Genomic DNA, 17,139 nt, shown 5'->3' on the forward strand with positions numbered 1-17,139 from the left:
TTCAGGACAGGTCGAGTGTGATGAACATGGCCACCACGGCCACGGTCATGGCGGCTGTGGCCAGCCAGCCCAGCCACTTGAGTTTGCGGGTGACGACGAAGCGGCCCATCACCTTGCTGTTGGCGCCCATGATCATCATCACGGCCATGATGGGCACCGAGATCACGCCGTTGATGACGGCGCTCCAGTACAGCGCCTTGATCGGGTCGATCGGTGTGAAGCCCAGCGCCACGCCCACCAGCGTGGAGACGGCGATGATGCCGTAGAAGCCCTTGGCGTCGAACAGCTTGTGCTCCAGTCCCTTCTTCCATTCGAACGCGCCGGCGATGGCGTAGGCGGCCGAACCGGCCAGCACGGGCACGGCCAGCAGGCCGGTGCCGATAATGCCGGCCGCGAACAGCAGGAAGGCGAATTCGCCTGCGATGGGGCGCAGCGCGGTGGCCGCCTCGGCCGAGGTCTGGATGGTCGTGATGCCTTGCACGTGCAGCGTGACGGCCGTGGTCAGTATGATGAAGAACGCCACCAGGTTGGAAAAGCCCATGCCCAGGTAGGTGTCGATCTTGATGCGGCGGAAGCTGGGGCGGGCCTGTTCGGGCGCTTCCAGCAGGGGCCGGCGCTTGGGATCGGCTTCCAGTTCTTCCACCTCCTGCGACGCCTGCCAGAAGAACAGGTAGGGGCTGATGGTGGTGCCGAACACGGCCACGATGGTGGTGATGGCGGCCGCGTTCCATTCTATCCTGGGCGCCACCAGCGAGCGCGCCACCTGGCCCCATTCGATATGGACGGCGAACACCACGCCCACGTAGGCCAGCAGGGCCAGCGTCAGCCACTTGAGCACGCGCACGTAGCGCGAATACGGCACCACGATCTGCAGCACCAGCGACACCACGCCAAAGCAGGCCGCGTACAGGCGCGACGAACCGCCCATCAGCAAACCAAGCGCCTCGCCCATGGCCGACACGTCGGCCGCGATGTTGATGGTATTGGCCACCAGCAGCAGGCTGACGATCACATACAGCAGCCAGCGCGGGAAGTGGGCGCGGATATTGCCGGCCAGGCCCATGCCGGTGACGCGGCCGATACGGGCGCTCACCACCTGGATCCCCACCATCAGCGGGTAGGTGAAGAACATGGTCCACAGCAGGTTGGGACCGAACTGGGCGCCGGCCTGGGAATAGGTGGCGATGCCGCTTGGATCGTCGTCGGCGGCGCCCGTGATCAGGCCAGGGCCGAGTTTTTTCAGCCAGCTTTGCAGCCGGGGTTTGGACGATGGCGCCGGCCGTGGCGCGCCGGTGATGTCGATATGTTGATTCTTCATGCAAAATCTCGCTACAAGGGAGCGCACGCGGCGCATCCGGTCGTGACCCGGCGCCGTCCGCTGTGGACGGCGCGACGATAAAACTTGTGGCGTAGTGTGACTGGCGCATTCCCCTCCGGCTGGCCATGCGCACGCGCGCACGGCAAACACCGGCGCGGACGGCGGCATGGGGAATGGTACATCGGAAGGCAAACCGGAGTCGGCCTGGAGATACCGTCATCCGCGCGAGGCGAGATGACGGCGGGAGATTATCCTGCGTTATCTTGCTCTGGCGGCGTCAGCGCGAAGCTGACCACTACAATCACCTGAACAACTGCCCATGACGGGGCTCCATAAAATGAAAACCCCGCGAATGTAATGGTTTGTGGCTACAAAGTCAACCAGCAATTCGCGGGGCCGGGGAGGGCATGCCGGCCTATTTCGCCGACAGCCCCAGTTTGAGGTTGACGGGCTGGCCCACGTCGGCCACCACCGCTTCCGGCGCCGTGGCGCGCGTGCTGGCCGGGTTGACGCCGCCTTCCGTCAGCGCGGCCACGATGGCGCCGGCGCGCTGAGTGCCCAGGCGGGTGAGGGCGTCGGCTGGCAAGGCCTGGCGCTGCTCCAGCTTCGTTTGCAGGGAACGATAGAAGCCGCTGGCGTCGACCACTTGCGGCTCGCCCTGGATCAGCTTGCCCAGCTTCTGCCACACGGCCAGTTTCTTCTGGCCAGCGGCCGCCTGGGCCGCGCTGGCTGCCCCGGCCGCCGCGTTGGCGCTGGTGGCGTTGCCGGCGGCGTGGGGCGCCGCTGCCGCCTCGGCCGCCTTCTTCTCCTTATCCAGTTCGGCCGAGCCAAAGCGCTCGCCGTACAGGCTGCGCAGCGCGCTGCGTACCGGGCTGCTGTTCAGATCCAGCGGCCCCGGTTCCTCGCCCGCTTCGAGCTTGATGCCGGCCCGCTTGGCGATCTCGCGCCGCACGGCGCGCGCGCGCAGGGCGGCGCCGTCCGACTGTTCGCTGTACTGGCCCGGCACGGACAGGGTCAGTTGGCCGCGCTTGGCCAGGATCTGCGCCACTTGCGCCAGCTTGGCCCGCTCCGGCGGCAGCAGAGTGTCGCTGCCGGGATCGAAGCTGATCGCTTCGAGCTTGTCGCCGCTGACGCCGAACAGGTTGCCCAGCGCGCGGAATGGCGCTGTCACGATCTTGGTCAGTACGTTGCTCACGGCCTTCCACACCACGGCGCCGTAGCTGAACTGGGGATCGTTCATGTCGCCCGACACGGGCAGGCCCAGGTCGATGCGGCCATCGCTGTCCTTGAGGATGGCCAGCGCCAGTTCCAGCGGCAGCTTGAGCGCATCCGGACTGTCGATGCGTTCACCCAGCGTGAGCTGGTCGAGCACGATGTGGTTGTTGCCCTCGAGCTGGTTCTGGCGCACCTTGTATTCCAGGTCCAGCGAGATTTTGCCCTGCGCGATCTTGTAGCCGGCGAACTTCATCGTGTACGGCGAGGCAGACACCATGTCCACGTTCTTGAACACCACGTTCAGGTCCGTGTTCTCGCTGGCGGCGAAGGGATTGAGCTGGCCGCGCACGCGGGCCATCCCGAATTCATCCACGCGGCCATCGAGTTCCACCTGGCTGCGCGCATCGCGTTTCGAGGACAGGCCCGTGATCACGCCGCCCAGTTCATAGATCTTGGCGCTGAACTGGGGCCGCAGGCTCAAGTCCGTGAAATCGAGCTTGGCGTTTTGCAGCCGCACGCGCTGGATGTGGACCGGGAAGGGCTGGCTGGCCGGCGCCGCCGCTTTGCCCGCGGCAGCGACGGCCGGCTTGGCCGCCGTGGTGGTGGCCGTGGTCGCGGGCCTGGCCGCGGCGTTGGCTGACGTGCTGGCCGCCGTTGGCGTGGCTGCCGCCGGATGTTCAGCTGGATGGACCAGCAGGCGCGCCGCGTTGAAGCTGCGGTCGTTCTCGATGATCAGCTTGGCGTTCGGTTCGACGATGCGCAACTCCGGGATATCGAGCAGGTCGGGCGCCAGGCTCAGGGTCAGCTTATCGGTGCGCACCGTTTTCCAGCTGGCGAAGCGGTCGCCATCGTCCTCGTTCAGAGCCAGGCCGGACACGTCGAACGCGCCCACGTAGCGCACGCTGGTGCGGCTGGCGGGGCCGGGCTTGGTGTTCAACTGGCCGCGCGCGGAGACGGTGCCGCCGGCCAGCTTCAGTTTCACGAACTTGGCCAGCAGCGGCTGCACGGGCGCCAGCGCCAGTTGTTTGACTTCGACGGCCGTGTCGACGGCGCCCGTGGCCGGGACCAGCGAACCTTGCGCCGTCAGCTTGCCCCCCTCGCGCACGGCCAGGCCAGCCTGGAACTTGATGGGCTGTTTGAGGTCATTGCTGACGTCATCGAGCTTGAGGTTGAAGTCCTGCACGTTGGCCTTGATGCCCGTGCCCTGGTCCGAGTACGCGGCCGCGAACTTGTTCAGCTCCACGCTTTTCGCGTTCACCTGCCATGGCGTGGCCGCTGGCGCTGGCGCGGCGGCTGGCGCGGGCGCGGCCTTCGCGGCGCGCGTGGCCTTGGCGGTCGTGGCGGCAGTGGCGGTCGCCGCGGGCTTGCCGCTGCCGGGCAGGTGGGCCAGCATGGCCAGTTGGCTCCTGGCGTCGAACGCCAGTTGCAGCTGGCCGCCGTCCGCGTACAGGCGGCCGAACGTGGCGCGATGGCCGGCCAGGTCGATGCTGCCGTCAGTGAAGCCCAGTTCACCGAGTTTGAACGGGGTTTGCGTGCCGCTGGCGAACGTCAGGTCGGCCAGCGAGAATGCCGCGTTGTCCAGATTGAGCTTGACGCCGGTCGGGGCCTGTTCCGCTTGCAGCCGCAGGTGCAGCTGGGCCTTGTCCATGCTCACCTTGAGCGCGGGACTGGCCGTTTCGTCGATGGCGTCGAACGCGATGCGGTCGAAGTCGAGCTGCTTGAGTTGCAGTTTCCACGGTGGCGGCGGGGCGACGGGTTTTGCTGGCGCTGGCGTGGCGTTGGCCGTTGCCGATGCCGGCGGGATGCTTGCCGCTTTGGCCGGTGCCGGCGTGGCCGATCCAGGCGCTGCCGGTGCTGCCGGTGCTGCCGGTGCGGCGCTGGATTTCGGGGTCTCGGGGGCGCCCAGCCGGGCCAGATCCAGTTCACCGCTGGCGTTGCGGCGCAGGGAAAACTTGCCGTCCGCAGCGCCCAGGCGCTCCACCGTGACCGCGCGGGTGGCGAGATTGGCCCGCACGCCCGTCAACTCAAACGTCTTCAACGCGGCGAAGGTGGCCGCGGGCGTGCCCTGGGCCACGGCCAGGTCGTGCAGGCCGAGCGCCGCGCCATCGAGGCCCGCGTCGAACTTGCCGTCCTTGTAGCTGAAATGATAGGGCAACGTGGCCGACAGCAGGCCGGCCGTCACACTGGCGCGCGTGTAGGGCTTGAGGTAGGCGGCCAGGCCGGGCAGGGCCACCTTGTCGAGCACCAGCTCGCCCTTGCCGGCGATGGGATTGAGGCTGGCGTCGCCGCGCCAGCGCAGCGTGCCGCCACCCGTGGCGTCGGCGCTGAAAGTGTAGCTGCCGTTTTCATCGGGCAGGGTGCTCAGGTTGGCCAGCTTGAAGTCGATGGGCGTGTATTCGTCCACGTAACCGGCGTGCTGGTCGCGCAGCGGCACCTTGCCCTGTTCGAGCACGAAGCTGCCGATCGACAGGCGCGGCATGCCGCTGCTTTCCTCGTGCGGGCGGCGGTTCAGCGTGTCCATCAGCCGCGCGATGTTGAAGCTGCCGTCCGGTCCTATGGCCAGCAGCGCCTGCGGCGCCGTCAGGCGCACTTCGGCCAGCGTCCACGCGCGGCGCAACAGCGAGCGCCATTCCAGGTCCACTGTCAACTGGCTGGCCGAAAACAGCGGGGCGCCGTTCGCCTCGGCCAGGCGGAAGTCCCGCACTTCCAGCCGCAACGTGTAGGGATTGAAGCGTACCTCGCCCACGGACATCTGCCGTTCCAGCACGGATTGTCCGATCTTGGGGACCTGGCTTTTTATAATCTGCGGCAACAACCAAAATCCCGCGCCCGCATACACGGCCATCACGCCCGCGCTGCCCGCCACCCACCGTTTCCAGCGTATTTCCATCAAACTCACGTCCTTATTTCATCGCACATCATTGGTTACAGACGAGAGTATGCCCCCTTGGCGGCAGAACCGCAAAGGGGGCGGAGGCGGCGGATCAAGCTTTGGCGCGGGCGATGTAGCGGTCGATCACGGTCGGCAGCACGGTCAGCGGCACGCCGGCGCTGCTGACGATGGCGTCGTTGAAACCGGGCAGGTCGAAGCGCCCGCCCAGCGCCTGGCGGGCCCGTTCGCGCTGGCGCAGGATTTCGTTGTGGCCCATCTTGTAGCCGCAAGCCTGGCCCGGCGACACCGTGTAGCGATCCACTTCGCTGGTCATGGCGGCCACGCCGCGGCCCGAGTTCTCGACCAGGAAGCGGATCGCCTGCTGGCGCGTCCAGCGCTTGGCGTGCAGGCCCGTGTCCACCACCAGCCGGCAGGCGCGGAACATCTGGCCCTGCAGGTAGCCGACCTGGCTGAACGGGTCGTTGGCGTACAGGCCAAATTCGTCCATCAACTGCTCCGCGTACAGGGCCCAGCCTTCGATGAAGGCGTTAAAGCCCATCAGCGACGTGATCATCGGCAGTTCGGCGTGGTGCTCGGCCAGGTAGGCCCCTTGCCAGGCGTGGCCGGGGATGCCTTCGTGCGCCGTCAGCGTGGTCAGCTCGGACTTGGGCCACAAATGGGTGGACTTGAGGTTGATGTAGTAGATTGCGGGCCGCGAGCCGTCCAGCGCCGCGAAATTCATGTAGCCCAGCGGCGCGCCGGCCTCGATGTCGGACGGCACGCGCTTGATCACCAGCGGCACTTTCAGGTCCAGGTGCGAGATTTTCGGCATCAGGGCGCGGGCCGCGTTCACTTTCTCGTTGCAGAAGGCGATCAGTTGCTGGCGTCCGGCGTCGTCGTCGGCATAGAAGCGCGACGGATCCTTGGCCAGGGCCTGGATGCGCTGGCCCACCGTGCCCTGGCTGATGCCCTGGGCCTTGAGGATGGTGTCGATACGCGCCTGCAGCATGCGGGTCTGTTCCAGGCCGATGGCGTGGATCTCGTCCGGACTGCTGGTGGTCGTGGTGCCCAGCTTGAGGGCCCAGGCGTAGTAGGCGTCGCCGTCCGGCAGGCGGTGCACGCCCGCCACGTCGGTGGCATGGGCCGTGGCCTTGGCGTAGGCGGCGATCTGGCGGTCCAGCGCCGGATAGACCTGGGTTTCCACCAGCCTGGCGGCGCGCGCTTGCCAGTCGCCGGCCAGGCCCAGCGCCTTGGTGCGGCTGGCGATCGAGGTGACCAGCTTCTGGCGCGCAATGGCCGTCTTGCGGTAGGCGCGCAACTGGCCCAGCGCCGTGTGGGCGATGAAATTGGGCGGCATCACACCTTGCGCGGCCTGCGCCTTGATGCGGTCCGTCTCCTGGTCCAGCACGCGGGCCATGCCGGCCACGCGGGCCAGGTAGGCTTCGGCGTCGGCCGCGTCGGCGATGCGGTGCTGGGAATCGAGGAATTCGGGCAGGCGGGTCAGCGCGCCATCCTGCTGGGTGACGGGGAAGGGCGCCGTGCCGCCGTTAAAGCCGCTGGCCGCGCCGCCGAACGGAAAGCGCAGCCCGGCCACGCCTTCGCCGGCCGCGTAGCGCACGCAGTCATAGCGGAGTTGGGCGTCGTCGCCCAATTGATCGCGGGGGATGGCGTCGAGCCGGGTGAGCATGGAGTTGACCTGCCCGGCCCAGCGGGCGTCGCCGGCCGGGGAGGCGTCTTCCAGCTGCGAGCGCAGCGCCGCGCGCGCGCCCGTGTCCAGGCCCAGCGACGTGGCCGAGGTGGGAGACAGGCGCAGCAGTTCTTCGGCGAACTCGGACAGCAGGGCGTTCAGGCGGGCGTCGGCCGGGGCCTGGGCGTGCGCCAGCGTGGGCAGGGCGGAAACGGCGGCGGCCGACAGCGCGGCGCGCAGCATGTCGCGGCGGGTAAACAGGGCGGAGGTCATGGGGGCCTTTTGATTGTTGGAGAGAAAGAATCAAAACGCCGCAGACCTTAGCGCGAGCGTGGCGCGCGTGTCAATCGTTTGTGTTTATTTTGCGGTTTTGATAACGCCTCGCCCACCGTGGCGCCCCCTCGCGTGCGTGGGCGCCACGGTGGGCGACGGGGTGGCGGGAGGGGGGGCGCGGCTCAGTTGCAGGTGGGCGGTCCCAGATGGCCGGCGAACCATGCCGTGGCCAGCCGCGCCACTTCCTCCAGTGCGCCCGGTTCCTCGAACAAGTGGGTGGCGTGCGGCACGATGGACAACGATTTCTCGCAGTGCAGCTGGGCGTACGCGGCGCGGTTCAATTCCAGCACCAGGTCGTCGGCGCCACCGACGATGAGCAGGGTGGGCGAGGCCACGCGCTGCAAGGTGTCCGTGCCGGCCATGTCGGGCCGGCCGCCGCGTGAGACGACGGCCCCCACCGCGCCATTGCGCGCGCCCGCCGCCACCCGCAAGGCCGCCGCCGCGCCCGTGCTGGCGCCGAACAGGCCAAGCGGCAGGTGGGCGGTGGGCGGGTGCCGGCGCAGCCAGGCGGCAGCCGTGGCCAGGCGATCGGTCAGCAGGGCGATGTCGAAGCGGGCATCCGTGTCCTGGTCCTCCTCGGGACTGAGCAGGTCGATCAGCAGGCTGGCCATGCCGGCCCGCCGCAGCTCGGTGGCCACGTAGCCGTTGCGGGGGCTGAAACGGCTGCTGCCGCTGCCGTGGGCGAACAGCACCACGCCGTATGGATCGGCGGGCAATTCCAGCATGCCTTCCATGTCGACGGAACCGGGGCCGGAGCCGGCCGGGATCCGGACCAGTTCATGGCGCGGGGTGGGCATGGCCGCCTCCCTGCAGCTGGGCCGCGTCGGCGCGGCGCGCAGCGTCGGCCCGCCGCAGCAGGTCGATCACTTCCGCATCGCTGGTCTGCTCGAAATCGTCGTACCAGACGCCGATGGCAAAAAATGGTTCGGGCACGGTCAGGCACACCAGCTGGTCCACCAGCGGGCGCAACGTGTGCACGGCTTCCGTGGAGGCCACCGGCACGGCCACCACCACCCGGGCCAGTCCGGCATGGTGCAGCGCCTTGACGGCCGCTTCCATGGTGGCGCCGGTGGCGATGCCGTCATCGACCAGGATGGCGACCCGTCCTTCCAGCGTGACCGGCGGGCGGCCGCCGTGGAACAATTCGTCGCGCTGCGCCACCTCGGCCATCTTGCGGGCCGCCAGCGCCTCCACGTATTGCTGGGGCACGCCCAGTTCCGCCACGATGTCGTGATGGATGACCCGGATGCCGCCGCTGGCCACGGCGCCGATGGCCAGTTCCTCCTGGCCGGGCGCGCCCAGCTTGCGCACCACCAGCACGTCCAGGTCGACGTCGAGCTCACGGGCCACGGCGTAGCCCACCGGCACGCCGCCACGCGGCAGGGCCAATACCACCACGTCGGCCCGCCCGGCGTAGGCGTCGAGCGCGTGGGCCAGTAGTTTGCCCGCGTGTACGCGGTCCTTGAATCTGCTAACCTTGCTCATGTCCGCCTCCCCCATGTTGGCCCATGTGCCGCCGGCCTATATGCTCAATGTAGTCCGATTTTTGCGCGGCGTCAGGAAAGCACGCTGATTCGTGTCAACCTGGGGCGGATTTTGTGCCGATCTGGCGCCAGAGCGCCGTTGGCGCGCAGCGCCCCAATTGCGTCGTCAATTGATGTAGATCAAATCGGGCCGGTGACAGGAAAAATGAAGCCTCCTACATTGGAGCGGTAGCGCTGCTGTAACGATCCCGACTGGGGGCTGCTGTGGATAGACCTGGCATCATCAAGCACCGCGCGGCCGCCTTGCGGCCGGCGCCGAACTGGACTGACTACGGGGCCGAACGGGCCGCGTTCTCCTGGAACAGCGTGCGCGCCGCGCTCGATTACCTGCCCTGCGGCGGTCTCAATATCGCCCATGAAGCAGTGGAACGCCACGCCCGTGGCGAACAGGGCGACCGACTGGCGTTCCGTTTCCTTGGCGAGCAAGGCCAGCGCGAGCTCACCTACGCCCAACTGTCTTATGCGACCAACCGTTTCGCCAATGTGCTGGCAAGCTTGGGCGTGGGGCGCGGCGAGCGGGTGTTCGTGCTGGCCGGGCGCATGCCGGAGCTGTACGTCGCGGTCCTGGGCAGCATGAAGCGCGGCACCGTGGTCTGTCCCCTGTTTTCCGCCTTCGGGCCGGAACCGATCGCCACCCGCATGACGCTGGGCGACGCGCGGGTGCTGGTCACCACGCCAGCCCTCTACCGGCGCAAGGTGGAGGCGCTGCGCGAACGCTTGCCTGGCCTGCGCCACGTGCTGCTGGTGCGCGCGCCGGGCGAGGCGCGCCAGGACATACCGGGCACGCTGGACTGGGAGGAGGCGATGGCCGGCGCTTCCGAACTGTTCGAGATCGCGCCCACCAGCGCCGACGACTATGCGCTGCTGCATTTCACCAGCGGCACCACGGGCACGCCCAAGGGGGCGCTGCACGTGCATGGCGCCGCGCTCACCCATTGGATGACGGGTAAATACGCGCTCGACCTGCATCCTGGCGATATCTACTGGTGTACGGCCGATCCGGGCTGGGTGACGGGCACCTCCTACGGCATCATCGCGCCGCTGCTGCATGGCGTGACCTCCATCATCGACGAGGCCGAATTCGACGCCGGTCGCTGGTATCGCATCCTGCAGGAGCAGGCCGTGACGGTCTGGTACACGGCGCCGACGGCGATCCGCATGCTGATGCGGGCCGGCCCGGAACTGGCGCGCCAATTCAGCTACCCGGCGCTGCGCATGGTGGCCAGCGTGGGCGAGCCGCTCAATCCGGAAGCCGTGTGGTGGGGCGAGGAAGTGCTGGGCCATCCGATCCACGACAACTGGTGGCAGACCGAGACGGGCGGCATCATGATCGCCAACACGCCCGGCTTCGATATCAAGCCCGGTTCCATGGGGCGCCCGTTGCCGGGCATCGATGCGTGCATCGTCACGCGCGGCGCGGACGGCGCCGTGCACGTGGCCAGCGAACCGGACACGGTGGGGGAACTGGCCCTCAAGCGTGGCTGGCCGTCCATGTGGCGCGGTTACCTGAACGAGGATGCGCGCTACCGCAAGTGTTTCGACGGCGAGTTATACCTGACGGGCGACCTGGCCCGGCGCGACGCGGACGGCTACTACTGGTTCGTGGGGCGCTCCGATGACGTGATCAAGTCGTCCGGCCACCTGATCGGACCGTTCGAGGTGGAGAGCGCGCTGCTCGAACATCCCGCCGTGGCCGAGGCGGGGGTGATCGGCAAGCCCGATCCCACGGTGGGCGAAATGATCAAGGCCTTTCTCTCGCTCAAGCCCGGCTATGAAGGCACGCCGGCGCTGCGCATGGAGCTGCTGGGCCACGCGCGCAAGCGGCTGGGCGCGGCCGTGGCGCCCAAGGAGATCGACTTCCTGGCGGCGCTGCCGCGCACCCGTAGCGGCAAGATCCTGCGCCGGCTGCTCAAGGCGCGCGAGCTCGGCCTGCCGGAAGGCGACACCTCCACCCTGGAGGCCGGCGCATGACTTCCCGCATCACCAACCAGCAACGCCTGGCCCTGTTGGCTGACATGCTGCGCATCCGCCGCATGGAGGAAGCGTCGGCCCAGTTGTACGGCGCGGGCAAGATACGTGGCTTCCTGCACCTGTACGTGGGCGAGGAAGCGGTGGCCGTGGGCGTGCTGCACGCGCTGGCCGCCGGGGACCGCGTGGTGGCGACCTACCGCGAGCATGCGCACGCGCTGGTGCGCGGGGTGGCGATGGACGCCATCATGGCCGAGATGTTCGGCAAGGCGGCCGGTTGCTCGCGCGGCCGGGGTGGTTCCATGCACCTGTTCGACCGCGCCCATGGCTTCTATGGCGGCAATGCCATCGTTGGCGGCGGGCTGGCGCTGGCCGTCGGGCTGGGGCTGGCCGATCATATGCGGGCCGAAAAGCGGGTCAACGCCTGCTTTTTTGGCGAAGGGGCGATGGCCGAAGGCGCGTTCCATGAATCGCTCAACCTGGCCGCGCTGTGGCAGCTGCCCGTGCTGTTCATCTGCGAGAACAACCTGTACGCGATGGGCACGGCGCTGGAGCGCTCCGAATCGCAGGTGGACCTGTGCGCCAAGGCGGCCAGCTACGCCGTGCCCACGGCCAGCGTGGACGGCATGGACGTCGAAGCCGTGCTGGTTGCCGCCCGCGCGGCCGCGCGCCATGTGCGCGAAGGGCACGGCCCATTCTTCCTCGAGTGCCGCACCTACCGTTTCCGTGCCCACTCCATGTTCGACCCCGAACTGTACCGCGACAAGGCGGAAGTGGAGCAATGGAAGCAGCGCGGCCCGATCCACAGCTATTCCGCCCGCCTCAAGGAACAAGGCGCGCTGACCGAGGCGGACTTCCTGGCGCTGGACGCGCAGGCGGAAAGCGAAGTGCGGGGAGCCGTCGCCTGGGCCGAGGCGGCGCCGTGGGAAGGCGTGGAGACGCTGCTCGATGGCGTCTCCGCGCCGGAGGTCCGGCCATGAAGATCAGCTACCGCGAAGCGATGCGCGAGGCGATCCGGGAAGCGATGCGCGCCGATCCGCGCGTGTTCCTGATGGGAGAGGACGTGGGCCGCTACGGCGGCTCGTATGCCGTCTCCAAGGGCTTGCTGGAGGAGTTCGGCCCGGAACGTATCCGCGACACGCCGTTGTCGGAACTGGGTTTCGTGGGCGCGGGCATCGGCGCGGCGCTGGGCGGCATGCTGCCCATCGTGGAGATCATGACCGTCAATTTCAGCCTGCTGGCGCTGGACCAGATCGTCAACACGGCCGCCGCCATGCGCCACATGTCCGGCGGCCAGTTCCACGTGCCGCTGGTGATCCGCATGGCCACCGGCGCGGGCCGGCAACTGGCGGCCCAGCATTCGCACAGCCTGGAATGCTGGTACGCGCACGTGCCCGGCCTGACCGTGCTGGCCCCCGCCACCGTGGCCGACGCGCGCGCCATGCTGGCGCCGGCACTGGCCGATCCCGACCCCGTCGTCATCTTCGAGCACGCGCAGTTGTACAACCTGGAGGAGGAAGTGGATGGCGCCGCGTGGCCGCCCGTGTGCGACCTGCGTCATGCCGCCGTGCGCCGTCCCGGCACGCAACTGACACTGATCGCATACGGCGGCTGCGTGCCCAAGGCCATGCAGGCGGCCGGACAACTGGCCGGGCAGGGCGTGGACGCGGAGGTGCTGGACCTGCGTGTGCTGCGTCCGCTCGATACGGCCACCATCATGGCCTCCGTGCGCAAGACGCACCGGGTGCTGCTGGTGGATGAGGGCTGGAAAAGCGGCAGCCTGGCGGGCGAGATCATGGCGCGCGTGGTGGAGGAGGCGTTCTACGACCTCGATGCGCCGCCGGCGCGCGTATGCAGCGCGGAAGTGCCGATTCCGTACGCGGCCCACATGGAGCAGGCAGCCCTGCCGCAAGTGGCCACCATAGTCGATGCCGCTCTGCGGATGCTGGGGGGCGCATGATCGAATTCAAACTGCCATCGCTGGGCTCGGACATGGACGAGGGCAAGCTGCTGGCCTGGCACGTCCAGCCCGGCGACACGGTCAAGCGGGGGCAGGTGGTGGCCGTGGTCGATACGTCCAAGGCCGCCGTGGACGTGGAAATCTGGCAGGATGGGACGGTCGCCCAGTTGCTGGTGCAGCCTGGCGAGACGGTCCCGGTGGGCACGGTGCTGGCCATCGTGCTGGAACCGGGCGAGGCCGCCAGCGCGGTGATCGCGCGCGCGGGCGAGGGCGTCGCGCCCGTGCGGCCGGCGACGGCGGCTGCGCCCGCGCCACTGTCCGGCAGCGCGCCCCGGATGCCGGACGGCGTCGCTGGCGGCGTGGCGGCGACACCGTCAGCCCGCCGCCGCATCTCGCCGGCCGCCCGCAAAAAGGCCGCTGAATATGGCGTCAACGTCGACGCGCTCAACGGCACGGGCGCGGACGGCGCCATCACCTTGCAGGACGTGGAGGCGGCCGCCCAGGCGGCCAAGGCCGCGCCGGCCGATCGCCAGGCCGAGATGCGCAAGGCCATCGCCGCCGCCATGAGCCGCAGCAAGCGCGAGATTCCGCATTACTACCTGAGCGAGCCGGTTGCCATGCGCGCCGCGCTGGACTGGCTGGCGGCGGCCAACGCCGAACGTCCCGTTACCGACCGTCTGCTGCTGGCCGTGCTGCAGTTGAAGGCGGTGGCGCTGGCGCTGCGCCGCTTCCCTGACATGAACGGCTACTACCGGGACGGCGCCTTCCAACCCGTCGCGGCGGCCCACGTCGGTGTCGCCATCGCGCTGCGCCAGGGCGGCCTGGTGGCCCCGGCCCTGCTCGACGCGGCGGACAAACCGCTCGATCAGCTGATGCGCGAGCTGTCCGACCTGGTGCGGCGCGCCCGCGCCGGCTCGCTGCGCAGCTCGGAAATGGGCGATGCCACCATCACCGTCACCAACCTGGGCGAGCAGGGGGTGGAGATGGTGGCGGGCGTGATCTATCCGCCGCAGGTGGCGCTGGTCGGCTTCGGCCGGCTCACGGAGCGGCCGTGGGTGCGCGACGGCGGCTTGTGCGTGATGCCGGTGGTGACGGCCAGCCTGGCGGCCGACCACCGCGTGACCGATGGCCACCGGGGCGCGCTGTTCCTGGCGGCCGTCCGCGACCTGCTGCAAGACCCCGCCGCGCTTTGAATCGGAGGTGAACCATGGATCGTGAACAATTGATGGGCGCCGTGATCAAGACGCTGCAGACTATCGCGCCCGAAGTGAGCGCGGCCGACCTGGCGCCGGGCGAACCGCTGCGCGCCCAGGTGGACCTGGATTCGATGGATTGGCTGAATTTCCTGATTGGCCTGCATAGCGCCTTGAAAGTGGACATACCGGAATCGGATTATGGCCGCCTGCGCACCCTCGATGAGCTGGCCGATTACCTGGCCGCGCGGATGGCATGACGCTGCTTGCACGGCGATAGTCCAGCCCGCACCGTAGAATGTTATTGTCAATTTCGTCAGGTTTTTCCCTATAATCGACCCTGCATTCAGTTATTGCGGGGGGCTATGCGTGAAGAACCTATGCTTCAAGCAGTTTCCGTTGGGTGGGCGCCGCTGCACCCTGGCTGCCTTGCTCGCCCTGGCGGCGGCCGGCTGCGCCGTCGGCCCTGATTTCCATCCCCCCGCACCGCCGCCTGGCCTGCGCGACGACAGCTACACGCCCACCCCCATGCCGTCCGCCACGGTGTCCGCGCCCGGCCCCGGTGGCGCATCGCAGCACCTGGCGCTGGGGCAGGACATACCGGCGCAGTGGTGGACCGTATTCCACTCGCCGGAGCTGGACCGCCTGGTGCGTACTGCGCTGGAACACAGCCCCACGGTGGCGGCGGCCGAAGCGGCCTTGCGTCAGGCCCAGGAGAATTACGACGCCGAACGGGGCGGCAGGGTAGTCCCGGCCGTGAACGCCCAGTTGGGCGCGGCCCGCGAACACCTGGCGGACCAGGGCAAGACCGTCAACGGCGTGTTCTCCCTGTATAACGCTTCCGTCAACGTCAGCTACGCGCCGGACGCGTTCGGGGCCACGCGGCGTGTGCTGGAAGGCGCGCAGGCGGCCATCGACTACCAGCGTTACCAGCTCGAAGCGGCGCAACTGGCGCTGACGGCCAACGTGGTCACGGCGGCCATCCGCGAGGCGTCGTTGCGGGCGCAGTTGCGGGCCACAACCGAAGTCCTGGCCGCCCAACGCCAGCAGCTGGGCGTGATCGACAAGCAGTTGCAGGCCGGCGCCGTGGCCCGTGCCGTGCTGTTGTCGCAGCGTAGCCAGGTGGCGCAAACGGCTGCCACCGTGCCGCCGCTGGAAAAGGCGCTGGCACAGAGCCGCCACGCCTTGTCCGCGCTGGCCGGCCAGTTACCGAGTACGCCGGACCTGCCCCAGTTCGAGCTGGCGTCGCTGACGTTGCCCGAGCAATTGCCGGTATCGCTGCCTTCCGCCCTGGCGCGCCAGCGTCCCGACGTGCGCGCCAGCGAAGCGCTGCTGCACCAGGCCAGCGCGCAGGTGGGCGTGGCCACGGCCAACCTGTACCCGCAGATCACGCTCAATGCCAGCTATGGCGCGGCTGGCGCCAGCCCGCACGAGGTCTTGCAGGCCAATAACCTGGTCTGGAACCTGGCCGCCGGCCTGACGCAACCGTTGTTCAACGGCGGTGCGCTGACGGCGAAGCGGCGCGCCGCCGAAGCGGCTTATGACGCGGCCGCCGCCCAATACCGCGCCACCGTGCTGGCCGCGTTCCAGAACGTGGCCGACAGCCTGCGTGCGCTGGAGTCGGACGCCAGCGCCTTGCAGGCACAGGCCGACGCCGAAGCGCTGGCGGCCGAAACGCTGGCGCTGGCCAGGCGCCAGTACGAGCTGGGCGCCATCAGCTACCTGGCGTTGCTCGATGCGCAGCGCAGCTTCCAGCAGTCGCACGTGGCGCTGGCGCAGGCACAGGCGGCCCGGTATGCCGACACGGCGGCATTGTTCCAGGCGCTGGGCGGCGGCTGGTGGAACCGCGCCCCGGCCAGCGCCGCTGCGCCGTAGTTTTTTCTTCGTTCCTTGAGCAGAGGGTGACATGACCAAGCGTATGTTCATCATGGTGGGCTGTGTTGTGCTGCTGGTTGCGGCGCTCGCATTGGGCAAGTTCCTGCAGATTCGCCAGATGATGGCCAGCTCGCCCAAGCCTGGCCCCCAGACCGTCACGGCGATCAAGGTGCAGGCGCTCGAATGGCAACCGCAGCTCAATTCCGTGGGCACGCTGGTGGCCGTGCGCGGGGTCGATATCAGCAGCGAGATCGCCGGCATGGTGCGCGAGGTGCGCTTCCGCTCCGGCGACGAGGTCAAGTCCGGCCAGGTGCTGTTCGCGCTCAACGACGATGCCGACCTGGCCCAGCTCCATGCCTTGCAGGCGGCGGCGGAACTGGCGGCCACGGTGCTCAAGCGCGACGAGGCGCAGTTCGCGGCCCAGGCCATCAGCCAGGCCCAGTTGGACAATGACCGGGCCGAACTGAAAAGCCGCCGCGCGCTGGTGGCGCAGCAGCAGGCGCTGGTGGACAAAAAGACGATACGGGCGCCGTTCGCGGGCAAGCTGGGGATCACGGCCGTGAACCCCGGCCAGTTCGTCAACCCCGGCGACAAGCTGGTGACGCTGCAGACCATGGACCCGGTGTACGTGGATTTCTACGTGCCGCAAAGGCAGCTGGCCGGCCTGGCCGTGGGCCAGAAACTGAGCCTGGTCAGCGACGCGTGGCCCGGCGCCGCCTTCCCGGTGCGACTGACGGCCATCAGCCCCAAGGTGGACCCGGCTACGCGCAACGTGCTGGTGGAGGCGACGGTGGCCAACGCGAAACGCCAGCTGATGCCGGGCATGTTCGCCAACGTGAGCCTGGAACAGGGCGACAAGCAGCGCCACCTGACCTTGCCGCAAACGGCCATCACCTACAATCCATATGGCTCGACCGTTTTCGTGCTGGCACCGGGGCAGGGCAAGGACGCGCCCAAGGATGACAAGGGCCAGCCCTTGCTGGTGGCGCAGCAGCAGTTCGTGACCACGGGCGCCACCCGCGGCGACCAGGTGGCCGTGCTGACGGGGCTCAAGGAAGGGCAAACCGTCGTCACCAGCGGCCAGCTCAAGCTGAAGAATGGCACGCCGGTCGTGATCGACAACAAGGTGCAGCCAGCCGACAGCCCGGCGCCCACGCCGCAGGAACACTGAGGG

General features: G+C 68.6%; 12 protein-coding genes. 7 read left to right on the top strand and 5 right to left on the bottom strand.

All coding sequences use genetic code 11. The features are described from left to right. Nucleotide 1: 1 nt before the first annotated feature. The 5 genes from H3H36_RS00330 to H3H36_RS26635 all read right to left on the bottom strand — a co-directional run bounded on the left by H3H36_RS00330 (nucleotide 2) and on the right by H3H36_RS26635 (nucleotide 8,910). Complete coding sequence (locus H3H36_RS00330) at nucleotides 2-1,318, bottom strand: NRAMP family divalent metal transporter (protein WP_182212993.1); 1,317 nt, start codon at nucleotides 1,316-1,318, stop codon at nucleotides 2-4. Nucleotides 1,319-1,733: 415 nt separating this feature from the next. Beyond that, entirely contained in the window at nucleotides 1,734-5,423 is a 3,690-nt protein-coding gene (locus H3H36_RS00335; RefSeq protein WP_182212994.1) for a DUF748 domain-containing protein, read from the bottom strand. 94 nt (nucleotides 5,424-5,517) lie between these two features. After that, nucleotides 5,518-7,365 (bottom strand): DUF885 domain-containing protein, encoded by a 1,848-nt coding sequence (locus H3H36_RS00340; protein ID WP_182212995.1) that lies wholly within the window; start codon nucleotides 7,363-7,365, stop codon nucleotides 5,518-5,520. 182 nt (nucleotides 7,366-7,547) lie between these two features. Beyond that, nucleotides 7,548-8,222, bottom strand: coding sequence for a dienelactone hydrolase family protein (locus H3H36_RS26630; protein ID WP_220459547.1), 675 nt, complete (start codon nucleotides 8,220-8,222; stop codon nucleotides 7,548-7,550). Further along, a complete protein-coding gene (locus tag H3H36_RS26635) occupies nucleotides 8,203-8,910 on the bottom strand; it encodes a phosphoribosyltransferase (RefSeq protein WP_220459549.1) in 708 nt (235 codons plus the stop codon). The genes H3H36_RS26630 and H3H36_RS26635 overlap by 20 nt, the downstream gene beginning before the upstream one ends. Nucleotides 8,911-9,173: 263 nt before the next feature. Between H3H36_RS26635 and acsA the strand changes: the two genes are divergently transcribed. The 7 genes from acsA to H3H36_RS00380 all read left to right on the top strand — a co-directional run bounded on the left by acsA (nucleotide 9,174) and on the right by H3H36_RS00380 (nucleotide 17,136). Then, the gene (acsA, locus tag H3H36_RS00350) at nucleotides 9,174-10,940 is read left to right on the top strand and encodes an acetate--CoA ligase (protein WP_182212996.1); all 1,767 of its coding nucleotides are present in this window, start codon (nucleotides 9,174-9,176) and stop codon (nucleotides 10,938-10,940) included. After that, complete coding sequence (gene pdhA, locus H3H36_RS00355) at nucleotides 10,937-11,917, top strand: pyruvate dehydrogenase (acetyl-transferring) E1 component subunit alpha (protein WP_182212997.1); 981 nt, start codon at nucleotides 10,937-10,939, stop codon at nucleotides 11,915-11,917. The genes acsA and pdhA overlap by 4 nt, the downstream gene beginning before the upstream one ends. Continuing rightward, a complete protein-coding gene (locus tag H3H36_RS00360; protein ID WP_182212998.1) occupies nucleotides 11,914-12,897 on the top strand; it encodes an alpha-ketoacid dehydrogenase subunit beta in 984 nt (327 codons plus the stop codon). The genes pdhA and H3H36_RS00360 overlap by 4 nt, the downstream gene beginning before the upstream one ends. Next, nucleotides 12,894-14,090, top strand: a complete 1,197-nt coding sequence (locus tag H3H36_RS00365) for a dihydrolipoamide acetyltransferase family protein (RefSeq protein WP_182212999.1) — start codon at nucleotides 12,894-12,896, stop codon at nucleotides 14,088-14,090. The genes H3H36_RS00360 and H3H36_RS00365 overlap by 4 nt, the downstream gene beginning before the upstream one ends. A 14-nt stretch (nucleotides 14,091-14,104) precedes the next feature. Further along, nucleotides 14,105-14,350 (top strand): acyl carrier protein, encoded by a 246-nt coding sequence (locus H3H36_RS00370; RefSeq protein WP_182213000.1) that lies wholly within the window; start codon nucleotides 14,105-14,107, stop codon nucleotides 14,348-14,350. Between the two features lie 109 nt (nucleotides 14,351-14,459). Next, entirely contained in the window at nucleotides 14,460-15,965 is a 1,506-nt protein-coding gene (locus H3H36_RS00375; protein WP_311196542.1) for an efflux transporter outer membrane subunit, read from the top strand. 31 nt (nucleotides 15,966-15,996) lie between these two features. Beyond that, on the top strand, nucleotides 15,997-17,136 hold the full coding sequence (locus H3H36_RS00380; protein WP_182213001.1) for an efflux RND transporter periplasmic adaptor subunit: 1,140 nt from the start codon (nucleotides 15,997-15,999) through the stop codon (nucleotides 17,134-17,136). The last annotated feature ends 3 nt before the right edge of the window (nucleotides 17,137-17,139 follow it).

Source organism: Rugamonas fusca (assembly GCF_014042365.1).
Taxonomy (GTDB): Bacteria; Pseudomonadota; Gammaproteobacteria; order Burkholderiales; family Burkholderiaceae_D; genus Rugamonas; species Rugamonas fusca.

What these genes read in the sequence shown, in the direction of transcription:
- H3H36_RS00330 (WP_182212993.1), bottom strand. Translation starts at nt 1,318, where the DNA reads ATGAAGAATCAACATATCGACATCACCGGCGCGCCACGGCCGGCGCCA.
- H3H36_RS00335 (WP_182212994.1), bottom strand. Translation starts at nt 5,423, where the DNA reads ATGGAAATACGCTGGAAACGGTGGGTGGCGGGCAGCGCGGGCGTGATG.
- H3H36_RS00340 (WP_182212995.1), bottom strand. Translation starts at nt 7,365, where the DNA reads ATGACCTCCGCCCTGTTTACCCGCCGCGACATGCTGCGCGCCGCGCTG.
- H3H36_RS26630 (WP_220459547.1), bottom strand. Translation starts at nt 8,222, where the DNA reads ATGCCCACCCCGCGCCATGAACTGGTCCGGATCCCGGCCGGCTCCGGC.
- H3H36_RS26635 (WP_220459549.1), bottom strand. Translation starts at nt 8,910, where the DNA reads ATGAGCAAGGTTAGCAGATTCAAGGACCGCGTACACGCGGGCAAACTA.
- pdhA (WP_182212997.1), top strand. Translation starts at nt 10,937, where the DNA reads ATGACTTCCCGCATCACCAACCAGCAACGCCTGGCCCTGTTGGCTGAC.
- H3H36_RS00360 (WP_182212998.1), top strand. Translation starts at nt 11,914, where the DNA reads ATGAAGATCAGCTACCGCGAAGCGATGCGCGAGGCGATCCGGGAAGCG.
- H3H36_RS00365 (WP_182212999.1), top strand. Translation starts at nt 12,894, where the DNA reads ATGATCGAATTCAAACTGCCATCGCTGGGCTCGGACATGGACGAGGGC.
- H3H36_RS00370 (WP_182213000.1), top strand. Translation starts at nt 14,105, where the DNA reads ATGGATCGTGAACAATTGATGGGCGCCGTGATCAAGACGCTGCAGACT.
- H3H36_RS00380 (WP_182213001.1), top strand. Translation starts at nt 15,997, where the DNA reads ATGACCAAGCGTATGTTCATCATGGTGGGCTGTGTTGTGCTGCTGGTT.